Annotated in this window: 18 protein-coding genes and 1 pseudogene; 10 read left to right on the top strand and 9 right to left on the bottom strand. The window is 73.3% G+C overall.

All coding sequences use genetic code 11. The annotated features are described in order from the left end of the window. Positions 1-3 precede the first annotated feature (3 nt). On the bottom strand, positions 4-636 hold the full coding sequence (locus tag J2S42_RS06660; protein WP_307236271.1) for a TetR/AcrR family transcriptional regulator: 633 nt from the start codon (positions 634-636) through the stop codon (positions 4-6). An 87-nt stretch (positions 637-723) separates the two neighbouring features. On the opposite strand from J2S42_RS06660, the gene J2S42_RS06655 reads away from it, so the two are divergent. From J2S42_RS06655 to J2S42_RS06640, 4 genes and pseudogenes are all read left to right on the top strand, one after another. Next, positions 724-1,563, top strand: coding sequence for a shikimate dehydrogenase (locus J2S42_RS06655; RefSeq protein ID WP_307236269.1), 840 nt, complete (start codon positions 724-726; stop codon positions 1,561-1,563). 9 nt (positions 1,564-1,572) lie between these two features. Continuing rightward, positions 1,573-2,940, top strand: a complete 1,368-nt coding sequence (locus tag J2S42_RS06650) for an Nramp family divalent metal transporter (RefSeq protein ID WP_307236267.1) — start codon at positions 1,573-1,575, stop codon at positions 2,938-2,940. 77 nt (positions 2,941-3,017) lie between these two features. Next, positions 3,018-3,212 (top strand): annotated as a pseudogene (locus J2S42_RS06645) (glycosyl-4,4'-diaponeurosporenoate acyltransferase CrtO family protein); the annotation flags it as partial. 239 nt (positions 3,213-3,451) lie between these two features. Further along, positions 3,452-4,246 (top strand): choice-of-anchor P family protein, encoded by a 795-nt coding sequence (locus J2S42_RS06640; RefSeq protein WP_307236265.1) that lies wholly within the window; start codon positions 3,452-3,454, stop codon positions 4,244-4,246. Between the two features lie 105 nt (positions 4,247-4,351). On the opposite strand, the gene J2S42_RS06635 is transcribed toward J2S42_RS06640, so the two are convergent. Genes J2S42_RS06635 through J2S42_RS06625 form a run of 3 tightly spaced genes read right to left on the bottom strand, consistent with a single transcriptional unit; the run spans position 4,352 to position 6,665 of the window. After that, positions 4,352-4,909: a copper resistance CopC family protein gene (locus J2S42_RS06635; RefSeq protein ID WP_307236263.1), complete on the bottom strand. Its 558-nt coding sequence runs from the start codon at positions 4,907-4,909 to the stop codon at positions 4,352-4,354. Continuing rightward, a complete protein-coding gene (locus J2S42_RS06630) occupies positions 4,906-6,078 on the bottom strand; it encodes a Dyp-type peroxidase (RefSeq protein ID WP_307248641.1) in 1,173 nt (390 codons plus the stop codon). Before J2S42_RS06630 ends, J2S42_RS06635 begins: the two co-directional genes overlap by 4 nt. Positions 6,079-6,089: 11 nt before the next feature. Then, positions 6,090-6,665, bottom strand: a complete 576-nt coding sequence (locus J2S42_RS06625) for a copper chaperone PCu(A)C (protein ID WP_307236261.1) — start codon at positions 6,663-6,665, stop codon at positions 6,090-6,092. Positions 6,666-6,855: 190 nt separating this feature from the next. On the opposite strand from J2S42_RS06625, the gene J2S42_RS06620 reads away from it, so the two are divergent. Then, complete coding sequence (locus tag J2S42_RS06620; protein WP_307236259.1) at positions 6,856-8,856, top strand: OmpA family protein; 2,001 nt, start codon at positions 6,856-6,858, stop codon at positions 8,854-8,856. Between the two features lie 19 nt (positions 8,857-8,875). On the opposite strand, the gene J2S42_RS06615 is transcribed toward J2S42_RS06620, so the two are convergent. From J2S42_RS06615 to J2S42_RS06595, 5 genes are all read right to left on the bottom strand, one after another. After that, positions 8,876-9,493, bottom strand: a complete 618-nt coding sequence (locus J2S42_RS06615) for a response regulator (protein WP_307236257.1) — start codon at positions 9,491-9,493, stop codon at positions 8,876-8,878. Then, entirely contained in the window at positions 9,490-10,650 is a 1,161-nt protein-coding gene (locus J2S42_RS06610; protein WP_307236255.1) for a sensor histidine kinase, read from the bottom strand. The genes J2S42_RS06615 and J2S42_RS06610 overlap by 4 nt, the downstream gene beginning before the upstream one ends. Continuing rightward, the gene (locus J2S42_RS06605; RefSeq protein WP_307236253.1) at positions 10,608-11,429 is read right to left on the bottom strand and encodes an ABC transporter permease; all 822 of its coding nucleotides are present in this window, start codon (positions 11,427-11,429) and stop codon (positions 10,608-10,610) included. The genes J2S42_RS06610 and J2S42_RS06605 overlap by 43 nt, the downstream gene beginning before the upstream one ends. Beyond that, entirely contained in the window at positions 11,426-12,268 is an 843-nt protein-coding gene (locus J2S42_RS06600) for an ABC transporter ATP-binding protein (RefSeq protein WP_370879371.1), read from the bottom strand. Before J2S42_RS06600 ends, J2S42_RS06605 begins: the two co-directional genes overlap by 4 nt. A 74-nt stretch (positions 12,269-12,342) precedes the next feature. Further along, on the bottom strand, positions 12,343-13,374 hold the full coding sequence (locus J2S42_RS06595; RefSeq protein ID WP_307236249.1) for a hypothetical protein: 1,032 nt from the start codon (positions 13,372-13,374) through the stop codon (positions 12,343-12,345). Positions 13,375-13,398: 24 nt separating this feature from the next. On the opposite strand from J2S42_RS06595, the gene J2S42_RS06590 reads away from it, so the two are divergent. The 5 genes from J2S42_RS06590 to J2S42_RS06570 all read left to right on the top strand — a co-directional run bounded on the left by J2S42_RS06590 (position 13,399) and on the right by J2S42_RS06570 (position 18,539). Continuing rightward, positions 13,399-14,178, top strand: coding sequence for an isocitrate lyase/PEP mutase family protein (locus J2S42_RS06590; protein WP_307236247.1), 780 nt, complete (start codon positions 13,399-13,401; stop codon positions 14,176-14,178). Between the two features lie 59 nt (positions 14,179-14,237). Further along, positions 14,238-15,353, top strand: coding sequence for an NAD(P)H-dependent flavin oxidoreductase (locus J2S42_RS06585; RefSeq protein WP_307236245.1), 1,116 nt, complete (start codon positions 14,238-14,240; stop codon positions 15,351-15,353). After that, entirely contained in the window at positions 15,350-16,801 is a 1,452-nt protein-coding gene (locus J2S42_RS06580; protein WP_307236243.1) for an acetyl-CoA acetyltransferase, read from the top strand. The genes J2S42_RS06585 and J2S42_RS06580 overlap by 4 nt, the downstream gene beginning before the upstream one ends. Positions 16,802-16,845: 44 nt before the next feature. Next, complete coding sequence (locus tag J2S42_RS06575; protein WP_307236241.1) at positions 16,846-17,106, top strand: hypothetical protein; 261 nt, start codon at positions 16,846-16,848, stop codon at positions 17,104-17,106. Positions 17,107-17,288: 182 nt separating this feature from the next. After that, the gene (locus J2S42_RS06570) at positions 17,289-18,539 is read left to right on the top strand and encodes a PLP-dependent aminotransferase family protein (protein WP_307236239.1); all 1,251 of its coding nucleotides are present in this window, start codon (positions 17,289-17,291) and stop codon (positions 18,537-18,539) included. Positions 18,540-18,813 lie beyond the last annotated feature (274 nt).

The raw sequence follows: 18,813 nt of genomic DNA, 5'->3' as shown, positions 1-18,813 counted from the left end.
CCCCTAGATCAGTAGATATCCGGTCACCAGGTCACCGAGCATGGTGCGGTAGTGCTCCCGGCGGGCCGGGTCCAGCAGGTCGCGGTCGAAGAGCGCGCCGAACGTGTGCCGGTTCGCGACCCGGAAGAAGCAGAACGAGCTGATCATCAGGTGGACGTCGAGCGCGTCCACGTCCGTGCGGAACACGCCGCCGGCCTGGCCGCGCTCCAGCACGCCGCGCAGCAGGTCCACCGCGGAGCTGTTCAGGTCGGTCATTCGTGCGGCGTGCGCGACGTGCCGGGCCTGCTGCGCGTTCTCCACGCCGACCAGCCGGATGAACGCGGGGTGCGCCTCGTGGTGGTCGAACGTGACCTCGGCCAGCCGCCGGACCGCGGTGACCGGCTCCAGGTGCTCGACGTCCACGGCCCGCTCGGCGGCCCGGATCTCGGCGTACGCCCGCTCCAGCACCGCGCGGTAGAGCTGCTCCTTGCCGCCGAAGTAGTAGTAGATCATCCGCTTCGTGGTGCGGGTGCGGGCCGCGATCTCGTCCACCCGCGCACCGGCGTAGCCGCGATGCGCGAACTCGTCCGTGGCGACGTCGATGATCTCGGCTCGGGTGCGCGCGGCGTCCCGGCGGCGTTCCACGGTCTCTTCCATGAGGTCCAGTCTGCCCGCCCCCTTGACACCGCTCGATGTGACCCGGATAACTAACGTACCAGTTCGTACATTCAAAGGGGTCGAATGATGCGGTGTGGACTGATCGGCGCCGGGATCGACGCGTCGTTCTCGCCCGCGCTGCACGAGACCGAGGCCCGTCGGCAGGGCCTCGACCTGACCTATGAGCTGATCGACGTGGACCGGGCGGGCACCCCGGCCACGCTCGGCCGGCTGCTCGAGGACGCCGAACGCGACGGCTTCGCCGGGCTCAACATCACCCATCCGTTCAAGCAGCACGTCATCGGGCTGCTCGACCGGCTGTCGCCCGCTGCCAGGGCGATCGGCGCGGTCAACACCGTCGTGTTCCGCGACGGTGAGCGGCACGGGCACAACACCGACGCATACGGCTTCACCGAGTCCTTCCGCGCCGGGCTGCCCGATGTGGACACCACCCGGGTCGTGCAGCTCGGCGCGGGCGGCGCCGGCGCCGCCACCGCGCACGCGCTGCTCGGCCTCGGCGTCGGGCACCTCACCGTGGTCGACCCGGACCTGGACCGGCGCGGGCTGCTCGCCGAGACGCTCGCGCTGCACGCGGACGCGGACCGGATCGCGGTGGCGGCTCCGGACGAGCTGCCCGCCGCGATCGCACCGGCCACCGGGCTGGTCAACGCCAGCCCGGTCGGCATGCACCGGCACCCCGGCCTGCCGCTCGCGGCGGAGCTGCTGCACCCCGGCCTGTGGGTCGCCGACATCGTCTACATGCCGGTCCACACGCCGCTGCTGCGCACCGCCCGCGCGGCCGGCCTGCGCACGCTCGGCGGCACCGCGATGTGCGCGTACCAGGCCGCCGCCGCGTTCGAACTCTTCACCGGGCGCACCGCGGACACCGCGCGGATGCTGCGCCACCTGGACATTCTGCTCTCCTAGGAGTGCGACATGACTGACCTGCCCGCTCCCGTACCGCTGCGGCGGATGATCGGCCCCGGCGTCGTCGCGGTCGGCATCGGCATGGCGGCCGGCGAGATCATCCTCTGGCCGTACCTCACCGTCCTCGGCGGCCTCGGGCTGCTCTGGCTCGCGATCAGCACGCTGGCCGTGCAGTTCGTCATCAACATGGAGATCGAGCGGTACACGCTGGCCACCGGGCAGACCGTGGTCGCCGGCTTCTCCCGCTGGTGGACCGGCTGGGGCGTGCTGATCTGCCTCGGCGGCGCGTTCCAGTACGTCTGGCCCGGCTGGGCGACCAGCGGCTCCACGGTCTTCACCTACCTGATCGGCGGCGGCGACCCGGTCTGGATCACGGTGCTGGTCCTGGTCGCCATCGGCGTGCTGTTGTCCGTGTCCCGCGTCGTCTACACCACGGTCGAGCGCGTCGAGACGGTGAAGGTGCTGCTCACGCTGTTCTTTCTGCTCGTCGTGGTGGTCTTCGTCATCTCGCTGTCCACCTGGGGCTCCGGCGCGCGGGCCGCGGTGGTGGAGTTCGGCCGCATCCCGCCGGAGATCACGTTCGTGATGCTGCTCAGCGCGATCGGCGCGGCCGGCGCCGGGGGAGTGCACAACCTGGTGCTGAGCAACTGGATTCGCGACAAGGGGTACGGGATGGGCGCGCACGTACCGCGGCTGATCTCGCCGATCACCGGCCGTCCGGAACCGGCCGGCGCGGACCGCTTCGACCTGTCCGAGTCCTCGGCCAACCTGGAGCGCTGGCGGGTCTGGTGGCGCCGCGCGAACGTGGAGCACCTGGTCACGTTCGTGGTCGTCTGCCTGATCACCATCACGATCATGAGCCTGCTGGCGTACGAGACGCTGGCCGGCCGCGACGACCTGAAGAGCGACCCGTCGTTCCTGCGGATCGAGGGCGACGTGCTGGCCGACCGGGTGGGCGTCTGGCTGAAGCTGCTGTTCTTCGCGATCGCCGCGGTCTCGCTCTGGGCTGCCGCGATGGGCCTGCTCGACGTGATCGGCCGGCTCACCGCCGACTTCGTGCACCGTGCGTTCCTGCCCGCATCCACCCGCTGGACCGAGCCCCGCCTCTACCTGCTGGTCGTCTGGACCGAGATCGTGCTCGGCTCGATCATCCTGCTGGCCGGCTTCACCCAGCCGCTCGCCCTGCTGATCGTCTCCACGTGCGCCGCGTCCGTGGTCACGCTGCTCTACTCGATCCTGCTGGTCCGTCTCAACAGCACGGGCCTGCCCGCACCGGTACGCCTGAGAGGCTGGCGACTCGGCGGCATGCTGGTCGCGATCGCGTTCTACGGCTTCTTCGCGATCGCGATGGTCGTGACCCAGCTCCAGCGCCTCTGACCTTCTTCATGCCAGCCTCCTAGGACGGACAGGCGGGGTGACGTGCCGCCTGTCCGCCGGGCGCGGCCTTCGACCGCGACACCCGCCGCTCGGAGCTCGCCCACAGCGTGCTGGCCGCGGCCGGCACGCTGCTGGCCGTCGTGGCCGCGATCGCCGGCGCGTGGACCGCGGTCGCCTGGCGCACAGCCCTGACCGCGGTGCTGCACGTCTACCCCACGATCCTCCAACGCGCCATCCGCGCCCGCCTCACCCGCCTGCAGCCGTCGCCCTGACTCGCGTCGCGAAAGGTCCCGGCGCTATCCCGCAGCCCTCGCCCGGCGTGGCCCGGCCAGGCGCGGCCGGCCAGGCGTGGCCTGGTCCCGGCGTGACCCGTCGTTGCGGTGCGGGTTTGGTGCGGTCCGGGCGTAGCGCTTCGGGGCCGGGGCGGCCGGTCGATCGGTGCGGGGGACGTTCGGTGACTCCGGGTGGGACGGGATCGATGGGCAAGCGACGGATCGGAGTACGTGCGGCGGTGGTGACGGTCGGAGCCTGCCTGATGCTCCTGGCCGGGCAGGCCGCGCCGGCGATGGCGGACACGTCCACCGCTGGGGCGCAGGCGGCCTCGCTGACGCTGCCGGGCGGGCCGGTGACCACGCCGGTCAGCGCGGCGAGCAACAGCGGCGAGCAGCAGACGCAGACGTCCGGCGCGGCGCCCGGGCTCGGGCTGCTCGGGGAGCAGACGCTGATCTCCGCGGGCGCGCTGGTGCAGCGCGCGGTCGCGTACCCGGACGGCACCTCGGTCGCATGCGCCGGCCTGGTCGGCAACGGCGGGACCATCACGGTCGGCAAGGACGGCAGCTGCGACGTCTCCGGCGGCGGCATCGAGATCAACCTCCGCGGTCTCGCCACCGTCAAGGCCGACGCCATCATCGCGTCCTGCCGCGCCGTCGCCGGTGCCGCGCCGGTCGCCCGGGCCTCGCTGGCGAACGCGTCCGTGCTGCTGCTCGGCCTGCCGTTGCGCGACCTGTCGCTCTCCGCGGGCCCGAACACCGTCGTCGACATCCCCGGCGTGGCCACGCTGCTGCTGGACGCCCGCAGCGCCCCGTCCGGCGCCGGCAGCATCCGCAGCACCGCGCTCAGGATCAGCCTGCGTGGCACCGCCGTCGCGGCCGACGTCGGCATCGCCGGCTGCGGCCGGAACGCGGTCATCACGCCGGTCCCCGCGCTCGCGGCGCACACGCTGCCCGTCGTCGGCGCCGCCCTCGCCGCTGCCCTCTGGCTCGGCCGTCACCGCCTCCGCACCCTGGTGCGCGCCACACCTCGCTGACCTTCGTTCGCGCGGGCGCGCGGCACGCCAGCACCGCATGCACCGGGGTGCCGGCCTTCTGAGACCGTCGTGCCGCCCCGTGCGGGCGGGACGGCACGACGGACGCTAGGCCGCGGTCCGGCGGCGGCGGAACAGCCAGAACACGACCGCACCGCCGGCGGCGGCCACGGCCGCCCCCAGCGCGATCACCCCGTAGGAAACGGAGACGGAGGAAACGGAGACGGAGGAAACAGCGGCCGGGGAAGCCGTGGCCGGGGAAGCCGTGGCCGGGGAAGCGGACGACACCACCGCGGGCGCACCGGCACCGACCGTGAACGTGTACGACCCCTGCACCGGATGCCCGTCCTTGGACACCACCCGGTACGCGACCGTGTAGACGTCGTCGCCCGGCGTACCCGTGAAGGTGATTTTCGCCGTTGCACCGTCCACGGCCGGTTCGGAGACCGCGACCCGCGCCTTCGCCGCGTCCGTCACGATCAGCTGGGTGTACGCCGGGTTCAGCGCCTCCGCGAATTCAAGGACGATCTCCGCGGGTACGGCGTCCAGCCGCGCGCCCTCGGCCGGCACCGACGACGTGAGCCGGTTGTGCGCGAACGCGGGCGCGGCCGGGACCAGCACCGCGAGCGTCAGCGCGAGCGCGGCGGCCAGCACCCGGCGGATCATGCCAGCACCTGCTGCCCGATCCAGCCGCCCTCCGGCACGCCGGGCGGGATCGCGAACACGGCCGAGCCGATCGGCGTGATCCACTCGTTCATCAGGTCCTTCTCCGCCAGGCGCGTCTGGATCGGGACGTACTGCGCGACGATGTCCGCCTGGTACGCCGCGAAGATCAGCCCGCAGTCCGCGGTCCCGTCCGCGGCCGGTGCGTCGTCGTAGTTGTACGGCCGGCGCACGATCTTCAGCCGGTCGTCGGTCTGCCGGGCGCGGGTGACGTGCGCGAAGTCCGGCATGACCGGGAACCCGGTGGCGTCCAGCCGCGCGAAGTCCGGCTCGTCCAGTTCGGTCGTGCCGGTCAGCGGCGCGCCGGTGTCCAGCCTCCGGCCGACCGCGTTCTCCTTGTCGGTGCGGCCGAGCAGGTCCCACTCCTCCAGTTCGGCGCGGATCCGGCGGACCACCAGCTGGGTGGAGCCGTCCGCGCGCCAGACCGCGGTGCCGAACGACGGCGTGCCGGCCGCCGGGTTCGCGGTGCCGTCCAGCTGGCCGAGCAGGTTGCGCTGGGTGCGGCCGGTGGCCTCCATGCCGGCGCCGCGCCGGAACCCGCGCTGCACCCACCGTACCGTCGCGAACGGCCGGCTGTCCTTGATCAGCATGCGTTGCGCGTGGGTGACCGTGATCGGGTCGTCCGCGCAGATCTGGATCAGCAGGTCGCCGCCGTTCCAGCGGTCCTCGAGCCGGTCGATCTGCGGGAACGCGGGCAGCGGCGTCACCGGCGAGGGCAGGCCGGCGGCCGTGTACAGGCCGGGCCCGAAGCCGAACGTGACGGTCAGCCGGGCCGGTACCACGGCCAGTTCCGCCTCCGTGTCGGCCAGCGGTGCCTCGCCCCGGGTGAGCCGGGCCGCGTCGTCGGTGAGCAGCCGCATCATCCGGCCCAGCGCGTCCCGGCCGGTGCCGGGCAGCAGCGTGAACGCGACGAACGCGCCGTGCGCCTGCGGGATCGTCTCGACACCGGCCTGCCGGGCGCCGTAGAACGGCTCGATCGCCTGGCCGTGGTCGACGAGGACCGGCACGGCCGGTGCCGGCGTCTCCGGTGGAAGCGCGGCGGTCACCGCACCGCCCGCGACGGCGCCGCCGAGTGCGGCGGCACCGCCGGTGAACAGCCCGCGCCGGCTGATCGGGCGTGGGGTCACGAATGCGCCCCGGCCGACATCGACGGCATCGCACCGCCGTGGGCGCCCGGCGCGTACGACTCCTGGGCCCCGGTGAACGGCTTGCCGACCGCGGTGAACCGTACGGTCGAGCCGTCGCCGAGCGTCAGCGTCAGCGCGATCTCGTCGCCGGCCTTCACCGGCGTGGTCAGGCCCATCATCATGATGTGGTCACCACCCGGCTCCAGCACGTGCTCGCCGCCGGCCGGGATCGTGAAGCCACCCTGCTTCGGCTGCATCTGCATGGCGCCGTTGACCATGGTGGTCTCGTGCAGCTCCATCATCGGCGACACCTCGGTCGCCGCGGAGACCACGGTGACGTCGGTGCTGCCGCCGTTGACCAGCGTGCCGAACGCGGCGGTCATGCCCTCGTCGGCTGCCTTGATCCACGGGTCCTTCATCGTCAGCCCGGACGTCGCCGCGGGCGCGTTCACCGCGGTGGTGGCGCTCGGTGCGGGTGCGGCGGCCGTGCTGTCGTCGTTCGCACACGCGGTGAGCCCGCTCAGCGCCAGTGCCAGCGCCAGTCCGGCACCGAAACGCGAGGTCCTACCCATCAGTCCAGTCCTCCTCGATGATCGTTCGGAGCGTTGGTCGGCGGCGGCACGGGAACAGTTCCCGCGATCGCCGGGTGTTGCTGCGTTCCCTTATTAATCCGGCAAATCGGACCTAAGGTGGTGGGGTTCGACGTGACGCGACACGGGCGACGTCGGTACGAATATCCGATCCACGGGGGGAACAGTGAAAGTGCACAGACACTGGTTCGCGGGAGCCGCGGTGGCGGCCGCGGGGGCCGGGCTGGTGGCGGCGGTGGGGGCCGTCGCACCCTCGGCCTCGGCCGAGCCGATTCCGATCTCGTCATCGGCGGCGTACACGCTGTCCATCGTCTCGGGCAGCAACGACGGCAGCGGTCTGCCGGTGGTGGGGCCGGCGAGCGCGTCGCGGATGAACCAGCCGACCGACATGGCGTTCGACCCGGCCGGCAACCTCTACGTCGCGGACACCCAGAACTGCGCGGTCGAGAAGATCACGCCGGCCGGGCAGCTCTCCGTCTTCGTCGGCACGGTGGACGGCTGCGTGCCCCGCAACGGCAACACGTTCTACGACCGGCCGGTCAGCCTGGCCTGGCTGAAGGGCAACCTGTACATCGGCGGTGCCGACGACGGGTGGATCTACCGGGCCGACGCGAACGGGAACCTGACGCACTTCGCCGGCACCGGTGTCCAGGGCTCGCCGCTCAACGGGCAGGTCGACACGCCGACCCAGATGACGGCATACGGCAACTGGCTCTACTTCGGCGACGAGGAGTCCCACGTCGTCGCGAGGATCGACGTCACACAGAGCCCGCCGATGATCGAGGTGATCGCCGGTGACGGCAACGGCACGCCGACGCAGGGCGTGTTCAACCAGCCGGCGACGCTCATGTCGATCCCGGACCCGCGGGGTGTCGCGGTCGACAGCAAGGGCTCGGTCTACATCTCCGACACGAAGGCCAGCCGGATCCTGAAGGTCGCGTCGACCGGTGAGCTGCTGAGCGAGTGGATGTTCTTCGCCCCGGTCGGCCTGCACCTCGACCAGACCGGAGCCAAGCTGTACGCGACGTCCGCCTACGGCGTCATCGCCGAGGTCGACACGATGGACGGCGCGATCAGCGTCATCGCCGGCATCGGTCACGGCGCGAGCATCGACCAGCTCACCGCGCCCGAACAGGCGACCGACGTGGAACCGGTGGCGGTGGCGGCGCAGATCGCCGCGCAGGGCGGATACGCGGTGACGCCGGGTCCGGCGCTGACCACCGAGGTCGGCGTGCCCGCCGGTGTGGAGGTCGCCGCGAACGGCGACGTCTACTCCACGCTCATGTACCCGGGCATGGTGGTGAAGCTGGTGCGGACGAAGCCGCCGGTGCCGCCGTTCACCGGCCCGGACACGCCGGTGGTGACCGCGGCGCCGTCCGTCACGCCGTCCGTGGCCCCGTCGGTCAGCCCGTCGGCCTCGCCGTCCGTGGCGCCGACCTCGGCGGCCCCGTCCGTGGTCCCGACCACGCCCGGCCCGGTCGTCACGTCACCGGTGCCGAATCCGGCCGACCCGCCGCGGATCAACCTGAACCTGCAGCTCGCCGTGGACGCGCCGCTGCAGGGGGCGCGGGCCACGGTCAGCGGCGGCGGTCTGCAACCGTCCTCGCCGTACACGCTGACGATGTACTCCACGCCGGTCGAGGTCGCCCGCGGCACGACCAACGCGGCGGGCGCGTTCAACGCGGTCATCACGATGCCCGCGAAGGCCTGTGTCAAGGGTGGCGCCCACCGGCTGGTGCTGACCGGCACCGCGCCGGGCGGGGCGAAGCTGGAGGACTCCAGCTACGTCGTGCTCGACGACACGTGCAAGGCGAAGAGCATCAACAACGTGACCGCGCCGGTGAACAACACGGTGACGCTGCAGTCGTTCACGTTCCCGCACCTGTCGGCGAAGCTGCGCCCGAAGGCCCAGCGCACGCTGCGTGACCTCCGGGGCGCGCTGACCAGCGCCAAGGCGATCACGATCACCGGTTACACGGAGACCGACAGCAGGGGCAAGGCCGCCACGAAGGCCAACAAGCGGCTGGCCCTCAAGCGTGCCAACGCGGTCCGCGCCCACCTGCGCAAGCTCGGTGTCACGGCGCCGATCTCCACGGTCGGCGCCGGTGGTGTCAACGGGCTCGGCAAGGGCCAGAAGTTCAATCGCCGGGTGGTGATCGTCGTCCGCTACTAGTGGAACGGGACGGCCGCGGTCACAGCAGCCCGCGCGACATCGCGGTGGTGACCGCGGCCGTCCGGTCGGAGACGTCCAGCTTCGCGAACGTGCGCAGCAGGTGCGTCTTCACGGTCGCCTCGCTGATGTGCAGCCGGCGGCCGATCTCGGCGTTCGTGTGGCCCTGTGCGACCAGCCGCAGCACCTCCAGCTCCCGCGCGGACAGAGCGGGCGCGGCCGGCTGCCGCACCTGCCGGACCAGCCGGCCGGCCACGGCCGGGGCCAGCACGGTCTCGCCGCGCCCGGCCGCCCGGATCGCGCCGGTCAGCTCCGCGCGGCTGGCGTCCTTGAGCAGATAGCCGGACGCGCCTGCCTCGACCGCACGCAGGATGTCCGCGTCCGTGTCGTACGTGGTCAGCACGACCACCCGGGTGCCGGGCAGCTCGGCCAGGATCAGGCCGGTCGCGGTCGCGCCGTCCACGCCCGGCATGCGCAGGTCCATCAGCACCACGTCCGGGCGCAGCGCGCGGGCCGCGGTCACCGCCTCCGCGCCGGACCCGGCCTCGCCGACCACGTCCAGACCGGGTTCCGCGCCGAGCATGCCGCGCAGTCCGTCCCGGACCACCGGGTGGTCGTCCACCAGCAGAATCTTGATCATGAGGGTACGTCCAATGTGATCGTCGTTCCGGCGCCGGGTGCGGACGTGACGGTGAGCCGGGCGCCGATCTGCTCGGCGCGGGCCCGCATGCCGCGCAGGCCGTACCCGCCGGTCCGCACGCCCGGGTCGAAGCCGTCGCCGTCGTCGCTGATCGTCAGCCGGTTCCGCACGAGATCCACGGTGACGGTGGCCGCCCGCGCATGCCGGCGGACGTTCGTCAGCGCCTCCTGCACGGTCCGCACGATCACCACCTCGACCGCGGTCGGGAAACCGTCCGACTCCACGCTGCACGTCGCGTGATGGGCGGCGGCCAGCCGGGACAGCACGTCCGCCAGGGACCGGCCCTGCAGGTCCGCCGGTGCCAGCACGGTCACCATCGCGCGCGCCTCGGCCAGGTTCTCCCGGGCCGTGTGCAGCACCAGCGCCAGGTGCCGGTCGGCCGCGGCCCGGTCCGTGTCCAGCTCCGACTCGATCGCCTGGGCCAGCGTGACGATGCTGGTGAACCCCTGCGCCAGCGTGTCGTGGATCTCCGCGGCGAGCCGGGCACGCTCGGCCGCCACACCCGCGTCGTGCGACAGCGCCGCCACCCGGGCCCGGCTCGCCTCCAGCTCCTCGATCAGCCGAGCCCGTTCCCGGCTCTCCGCGGAGATCCGCTCGATCGTGGTGCCGATCAGCGCGGAGAACGTCAGCCCGAGGACCGCCACGCCCGCGTCGATCAGCAGCTCCTCCCAGCCGGACTGCTTGGCCAGGTCCACCGGCAGCGGCGTCAGGTTGAGCACCGCGGCCGTGAGCACCGCCGGGCGTACCCGCATGCACAGGAACGGCATCGGCGCGATCCCGAAGAGCGCGAACGTGCTGATCTCCGCCGCCGACACCGCGACCACGAACAGCACGACGAGGACGACGCCGAACCAGACGCCGCCCTCCGGTACGCCCTCGTCGTCGCGCGGTGCGATCCGCCGGCCCCAGCACACCCAGACGGCCGCGGCCAGCGCGAGCGCGGTGACCGACACCGCGCGGGCGGCCGGGGACACCTCCTGGTGCCGGGCGGTCACCACCATCACCACGCCCAGCGCGGTGAGCAGGAAGACGTCCCACGGCCACACCCAGCGCTTCATCGCGTGCGGCGGTCCGTCCAGCGGAACGTCGCCAGACACAGCGCCAGGCCCGCCAGGCACCACGCGGTCAGCACCAGCGCGATCCTGCCGTGCTCCCACGATCCCGCCACCTCCTGTGCGGCCGCCGCGTCCGGCAGGAACACCGACCGGAAGCCCTGCCCCATCCACTTCACCGGGAACCACGACGCCACGGTCAGCATCCCATCCGGCAGCGTGGAGATGTGCACGAAGATCCCGGAGGTGAACTGCAACGCCAGCACCGGCAGGTTCATCACGGCCGGTGCGCTGCGGGTGGACCGGGCCAGCGTGCTGGCGGCGATGCCGAGCAGCGTGCACGCGACCACCGACAGCGCCATCAACCAGGTGAACGTGATCCAGCGCCCCGTGTCGCTGGGCAGTTCCAGGTCGAACAGCAGCACCGCGACGGCCAGCATCAGCGCGACGGACGCGACCGTGGTCACCGCCACCAGCACGATCTTCCCGATCAGGTACGCACCGGCCGTGACCGGCGTGCCGCGCAGGCGTTTCAGCGTGCCGTCCTCGCGGTCGGCGACGATGCCCATCCCGATGCTGATGAACGCGGTGGACAGGATGCCGTACGCGACCATGCCGGCCGCGAACACCTGGCTGACCGTCGCGTCCGGCACGCCCTCCAGCGGCTCGTCGAAGATCATGCCGAGCAGGATCAGGATCACCGTGGGCAGCGCGAACGTGAACACCACGGCGTCCCGCTCGCGGAAGTAGGCGCGCACCTCGGCCACGCCGCGGGCCAGGCCGATCCGCAGCGTTGAGGGCATGGCCGGCGTGTCGGTGGTCATCGGTTCTCCCCGATCAGTTCCAGGTAGACGTCCTCCAGGCTGCGCGGCTGCACGCGCAGGTCGGTCACGGCCGTGGCCCGGCCGGTCAGCGTGGCCAGCAGCGGCAGCGGCGCGTCGGTCACCACGCGCTGCGGGCCGTCGCCGTCCCGCCAGGACACGATCGACTCCGCGGTCCGGCCGCCGATCGTCTGCGGCGTGCCCTCGGCCACGATCCGGCCACCGGCGAGCACCGCCAGCCGGGTCGCGAGCGCCTCCACCTCGTCCAGGTAGTGGCTGGTCAGCACGATCGTGGTGCCGTCCGCGGCCAGGTCGCGGATCAGCGACCAGAACGCGCGGCGCACCTCCGGGTCGAAGCCGGTGGTCGGCTCGTCCAGGAACAGCAGCTCCGGGTCGCCGATGATGCCGAGCGCCACGTCCACCCGCCGGCGCTGCCCGCCGGAGAGCGTGCGCAGCTTCGCACCGGCCTTCTCGGCCAGGCCGCAGCGCTCGATCACGGTCTCCGGGTCGCGCGGCCGGGGGTAGAAGCCGGCCACGTGCCGGACGTACTCGCGGACCGTCAGCTCGCCGCCGTCCTGCGCGCCCTGCGGCACGATCCCGATCCGGGACCGCCAGCGGCGCCCGGCGTGGCCCGGGTCCTCGCCGAGCACCCGCACCGTGCCGCCGTCGCGCCGGCGGTAGCCCTCCAGAATCTCCACCGTGGTGGTCTTACCGGCGCCGTTCGGGCCGAGCAGCCCGAACACCTCGCCGCGCGCGACGGTCAGCGTGACGCCCTCGACGGCCGTGTGCGGGCCGTACCGTTTCCTGAGGTCCTGTACCTCGATGACTGCCATGCGTTCGATTCTTCGCCGCGCACGGCGGCCGACGGGACGACCGGTGGACGGAATCCGGCTGTCCACCGGTCGGTGGACACGCGTCAGGCGGCCGGCTTGACCTTGCTCAGCCAGGCCGCGGCCTCGGCGGACGGCAGCTGCTCCGCGGTCACGGACGGGACCATCAGCGGGTACGGCCGGCCGGTGTTCCAGGTCCGCCGGTACGGCGGCGGGTCCAGCACCACCACGCGCGCGCCCTCGTAGACCGGGATGTCCGCCGGGCGGCCCTCGTTCCAGATCCAGGTGCCCTCGCCGTCGACCAGGTTCACCCGGCCGGTCATGCCGCCCTCCGGCTCCAGCTCCGGCCCGTCCGTCGCGGCCGCGATCTCCTCCTCTGAGGGCCGGTCGTCGCCGTCCAGGATCGCGGCGGCCAGCAGCGTGTGCAGCTGGAAGTTGTCGCCGATCCCGCTGATCGTCACCTCGAACGCGCGGCCGGTCGCCCGGTGCAGCACGATCAGCGGCTCGTCGTCGAGGACCAGCAGCAGCCCGTGCAGCCAGCCGGCCGTGCCGATCTGCTCGCGCGTCGCCTCGACCGCCGCGGTCAGCCGCTCGCGCTGCGGCAGCGACACCCGCACGTCGCGGCGCTGCGCCAGGTAGAGCACCGGCTGCACCCAGACACCCGCGGTGAACCACGCCTCGATCAGCGTCTGACCCTCCACCTCGGACAGTCCGTGCGCCGCGGCCCCGTCGGCGAACCGCTCGATCGTGGTCCCGATCGCCTCGTGGTCGTCCGGGTCGGGGGCCTCGCCGTACGCCTTCTCGTGCAGCGCGCGGAACCGAGCCGCGGCCTCCAGCACCTCGCACGCGCGCTCGACCAGCACCGGCAGCACCAGGTCCGGCGTGCCACCGAAGTCGACCATGCTGCCGGCCAGCTGCGCCAGGTGCCCGCCGATGCCGATCGGCAGCTCCGCCAGCACCGGCGCCAGCCGGGTGAGCGCGGTCGCGACCTCGTCCGGCCGGGACCGCGGCGTAGCCTGCGCCAGGTCCTGCATCGCCTCGCCGAACGCCTCCCGGTCGAACGCCTCCAGCGCGGCGATGACGGCGTCGACGGATGTCTCGAGTCCCCGATCCTGCATGGCGGAGATCGTACGCTGAGGCCCATGACCGATCTCCGCGACCGCTTCCGCGCACTGCACGCCGCCGGCACGTTCGTGATGCCGAACCCGTGGGACACCGGCTCGGCCCGGCTGCTGGAGAGCCTGGGCTTCGCGGCGCTCGCCACCACGTCCTCCGGCCTGGCCGCCGGCCTCGGCACGCTCGACCAGCGGGGGACGCTCGCCGGCCTGTGCGCGCACACGGCCGCGCTCACCGCCGCGATCGGCGTGCCGCTCAACGTGGACGCGGAACGCTGCTTCGACGACGTCACCGCGACCGTGGACGCGCTCGCGGACGCCGGTGCCGCCGGCCTCTCCATCGAGGACTACGACCCGGCCCGCGGCGCGGTCACCCCGGCCACGGACGCCACCGCGCGCGTCGCCGAGGCGGCGGAGGCCTGCGCGCGGCACGGCATCGTGCTCACCGCGCGCGCCGAGAACCACCTCTACGGCCACGACGAGCTGGACGACACGATCGACCGGCTGCGTGCCTACCGGGACGCCGGCGCGGACGTGCTCTACGCCCCCGGCCTGCGCACGCCGGACGACATCGCCCGGGTGGTCGCCGCGGTGGACGCGCCGGTCAACGTGCTCGCCGTGGCCGGCGCACCCAGCGTCCCGGAGCTGGCCGCGCTCGGCGTCCGCCGCGTCTCCACCGGCGGTGCCCTCGCCTGGGCCGCCTACGGCGCCGCCCGCACCGCCGCGCTCGAACTCCTCGGTCCCGGCACCACCACGTTCCGCGCCCGCTCACTGACCGGCGAGGAGATCGACCGGGCGTTCGGCTAGCGGGCCGGGCGGCGCGCGGGGCACGATGCGACGGACACTCGACCGAAAGGAGCACGTCGATGCGGACCGCGTTCACGGAGCTGACCGGCGTACGGCATCCGATCGTGGGGTTCAACCGGTCACCGGCCGTGGTGGCGGAGGTGACGAACGCGGGCGGGTTCGGCGTGCTGGCCGCGTCCGCGTACGCGCCGGAGGAGCTGGACGCGCAGCTCACCTGGATCGAGGAGCGCGTGCGGGGCCGGCCGTACGGTGTGGATCTGCTGGTGCCGTCGACGTTCGCGAAGGGGGACCCGCATGATCTGATCGCCAGCCTGCGCGCGCAGATCCCAGCCGCGCACTTCGCGTTCGTCGACGACCTGCTCGCCCGCTACGGCATCCCGCCGACCGGGACCCGGGACGTCGCGGACGAGTTCGCGGCGGGGGTCAGCCCGGCCGGCGTGACGGCGCTGCTCGACGTCGCGTTCCAGCACCGGATCTCGCTGATCGCGAACGCGCTCGGCACGCCACCGCCGGATCTGGTCGCGCGCGGCAAGGCGGCCGGTGTGATCGTGGCCGCGCTGGTCGGCGCGCCGAAGCACGCGGCACGCCAGCTCGCGGCCGGTGTCGACCTGCTGATCGCGCAGGGCACCGAGGCCGGCGGGCACACCGGCACGATCGCCACCATGGTCCTCACCCCGGAGATCGTCGACCTGGCCGGGGACACGCCGGTGCTGGCCGCGGGCGGGATCGCGGACGGGCGGCAGATGGCGGCCGCGCTCGCGCTCGGCGCGGCCGGCGTGTGGTGCGGCTCGATCTGGCTGTCCAGTCACGAGGACGTGGCGAACGCCGCGATCAAGGCGAAGTTCGTGGCCGCGTCCAGCGCGGACACGCTGCGCTCGCCGACCCGCACCGGTAAGCCGGCCCGGCAGTTGCGCAGTGCCTGGCACGACGAGTGGGAGCGGCCGGGCAGCCCGGCGCCGCTGCCGTTGCCGTTGCAGCCGCTGCTGACCGGTGAGGCCTGGCAGCGCATCGACGACGCGGCCGCGGCCGGGCACGAGGGCGCGCTGGCGCTCGAGTCGTTCTTCGTCGGGCAGGTGGTCGGCTCGTTCCGGGGTCTGCGCCCGGCTGCGGAGATCACCCGGACGATGGCGGAGGAGTGCGCGGCCCGGATCGCGTCACTGGGCCGGCAGCTGTGATCGACGACCGCACGCCGGTGATCATCGGGGTGGGGGAGGCGTCCGAGCGCCCGGCCGACCCGGACTACCGCGCGATGTCGCCGGTGGACCTGGCCACGACCGCCGCCGCGGCGGCGGTCGGCGCGGCAGCCGTCGACGTGATCGCGGCGGTCCGCCAGTTCGAGATCTCCACGCCCTGGTCGCACGCGCCGCTCGGCCGGGCCGAGAACTTCCCGCGCGCGGTCGCGGCCCGGCTCGGGCAGGCGCCGAGGCGGGCGATCCTCGAGGTCACCGGCGGCCAGGCGCCGCAGCGGCTGGTCACCGAGATGGCCGGGGAGATCGCGGCCGGGCGCGCGGACACCGCGCTGGTCTGCGGCGCGGAGGCGATCTCCACGGTCGCGCGTCTGGCCCGTGCCGGCGACCGGCCCGACTTCACCGATCGCACCCGGGGGCAGATCGAGGACCGGGGGTACGGGCTGGACGGCCTCGCGCCACCTCAGCTCGCCGCGCACGGCCTGCTCGACCCGCCCGGCCAGTACGCGCTGTTCGAGCACGCCCGCCGGGCCCGCCTCGGCCTGTCCCACGCGGACTACGCGGTCACGATGGGCGCGCTGTTCGCGCCGTTCAGCCGGGTAGCGGCCGGGCACCCGCACGCGGCCGCGCGCACGGTCCGGACCGCGGCCGAGCTGATCACCGAGACGCCCTCGAACCGGATGATCGCGGACCCCTACCCGCGATGTCTCGTCTCCCGGGACAAGGTGAACCAGGGCGCGGCCGTGCTGCTGGCCTCGGTGGCCGCCGCGCGCCGGCTGCGGATCCCGCCGGACCGGTGGGTGTACCTGCACGGCCACGCCGACCTGCGTGAACGCGACGTGCTGGACCGGCCGGACCTGTCCGCCTACCCGGCCGCGGTGGCCGCGGTCCGGCACGCGCTGGACCTCGCCGGCATCGGGCTGGACGGCCTGGCCACGATCGACCTGTACAGCTGCTTCCCGATCGCGGTGTTCGCGGTCTGCGACGGGCTCGGGCTGCCGGCCGACGACCCGCGCGGGCTGACCGTCACCGGCGGGCTGCCGTTCTTCGGCGGTCCGGGCAACGACTACGCGCTGCACGCGATCGTGGAGACGGTCCGCCGGGCCCGGCGCGCGCCCGGCACGTTCGGGCTGGTCGGCGCGAACGGCGGGTTCCTCAGCAAGTACTCGGTGGGCGTCTACTCCACCGCACCGGCGCCGTGGCGGGCGGACGACAGCGCCGCGATCCAGGCCCGGCTGGACGCGGTGCCGGCGGTGCCGGTGTGCGAATCCCGGCCCGGGCCGATGACGGTGGAGACGTACACCCGTAAACCCGGGCAGGACGCGGTCGTGATCGCCCGGACGGAGGACGGCCGCCGGTTCGTCACGTCCACGCCGGAGGAGGGCGACCTGCTCGTGGCACATTCCCGGGATTCGCCGCGCCCGCCCGCCGCCTAATGTCGTTGTCACACAGCAAGCACCACGCGACAGGGAGTACGGCGATGAGCGAGATCTACGAGTTCATGATGGACGCGGACGGCAACGGCACCGACGACTACGTGGTGGCGGAGGAGTACCCGGACGGCAGCATCCTCACCGTCGCGGACCTGGACGGCGACGGGCTCGCCGATGTCGCCACCTACGACGTGGACGGTGACGGCGTCGCGGAGGAGACCTACGAGGTGCCGGGCGGCTACACGTCGCTGGCGGCCGAGGAGGTCAGCGTCACCTACACCGAGACCGTCACCTACACGAGCTACTGATCCTCCATTCTGGATCGACGGCGGTCGAACGTACCGGTGGAAGAGCTTCAATATCACCCATTGGTACGGCACGATGACAGCACGGACTGCGGCGATCCGGTTACTCACGTAGAGTCCCTCTCTGCACGCCCTAGGCTGCCGCGGCCCGCAGCACCCGTGCCCCGAGGAGGACCGTGCCCGCCGTGGTCGACGTTGAGGATCTGCTGTCCGCCGGACTCGACGCTCTCTCCAGCCACCAGCGCCGCGCGGCCCGGATCATCTCGCTGGTCCCGACCGAGAACGCCGGGTCCCGGCTGGCCGGAGCCGCGTACGGCACGGACGCGGCCGCCCGCGCGTTCTTCAACATTGATGGTGAGCCCGGCGGTTGGACGCTGCCCTCCCGCCGGCACGCCGCCCGCATCGAGACCGACGTGACGCTGCCGCTGCTGCACGACGCGACCGGTGCCTCGTACGTCTCCGCCCGCCCGCTGTCCGGCACCCAGTCGACCACGCTCGTGCTCGCCTCGCTGGACGCACCGGCGGGCGCCACCGTGCTGATCGTGCACGCGGCGCACGAGGGCGTCTGCCGCACCGCCCGGCTGGTCCGCCGCATGCGCTACACGGACGTGCACGTCCGGCACGCGGACCCGTACCGGCCGGACCCCGCCGCGCTGGCGGCCGCGACCGCGGCACACCGGCCCGCGCTGATCCTCTTCGAGGACGGTGGCCTGTTCCCGCTGCCGCTGGCCGAGCTGCTGACCGCGACCGGCGCCGCGCGCACGCACGTGGACATCTCCGCCACCATGCCGCTGATCTTCGGTGGTCTGCTGCCGAACCCGCTGCACCTCGGCGCGGACAGCATCGGCGGGTCCACCCACACCGCGTTCCCCGGGCCGCAGCACGGGGTGCTGGCCATGCGTACCGCGCCGGTCGCCGAGGCCGTGTTCGCGGCCGAACGCGACCTGATCGCCTCGCACCACCTGGCCGCGGTGTGCGCGCTCGGGCTGGCGCTGGCCGAGTTCCAGTCCCGGGCCGGGCTGGCCTACGCACGCGCGATCGTGCGCACGGCCCGCGCGCTCGGCGACGCGCTGGCCGCCGCCGGGCTGCCACCGCTCGCGGCCGACCGCGGCTACACCGGCGGGCATCAGCTCTGGGTCGACACCCGCACGGCCGGGCTCGACGCGGCCCGGGCCGGTGAGCGTCTCGCCGCCGGTGGCATCGACGCGGAGATCCGGGACGACCTTCCCGGTCTCGGCGGTGCGCCCGCGCTCAGCCTCGGCGTGGCCGAGGCCGTGCACACCGGCCTGACCGAGAGCCACACGCCGCGGCTGGCCGCGCTGATGTCGCTGGCCATCCGCGACCCGGACGCCCGGGACCGGGTCGCATTCGACGTCCGCGCGCTCCGCCAGCACCTGCACAGCCCGTACGTACTGCCGGGCCGGCCCGCCCGCTGAGGCCTCCGGTCGCCCCACGCCCGGCTTCCACACGCCGGAATCGGTTCCTCGGCGGGAATCGAACGGAGCGCCAGCGACGTCGAGTGAACCGCCAGGTTCGCCCGCGTGACCAACTCCGTCGCCTATCCCCGGTCCCGCTCGCCGCGCTCCGGTCCCGCTCGCCGCGCTCCGGTCCCGCTCGCCGCGCTCCGGTCCCGCTCGCCGCGCTCCGGTTCCGTGCCGCGCTCCGGTTCCGTGCCGCGCCCGGTTCCGGGCGACACTTCGGCTTGCGGTG

It is taken from the genome of Catenuloplanes indicus, from assembly GCF_030813715.1.
GTDB lineage: Bacteria > Actinomycetota > Actinomycetes > Mycobacteriales > Micromonosporaceae > Catenuloplanes > Catenuloplanes indicus.
The sequence above is the reverse complement of the archived record's forward strand: the minus strand, read 5'-3'. Positions and strand labels throughout refer to the sequence as shown.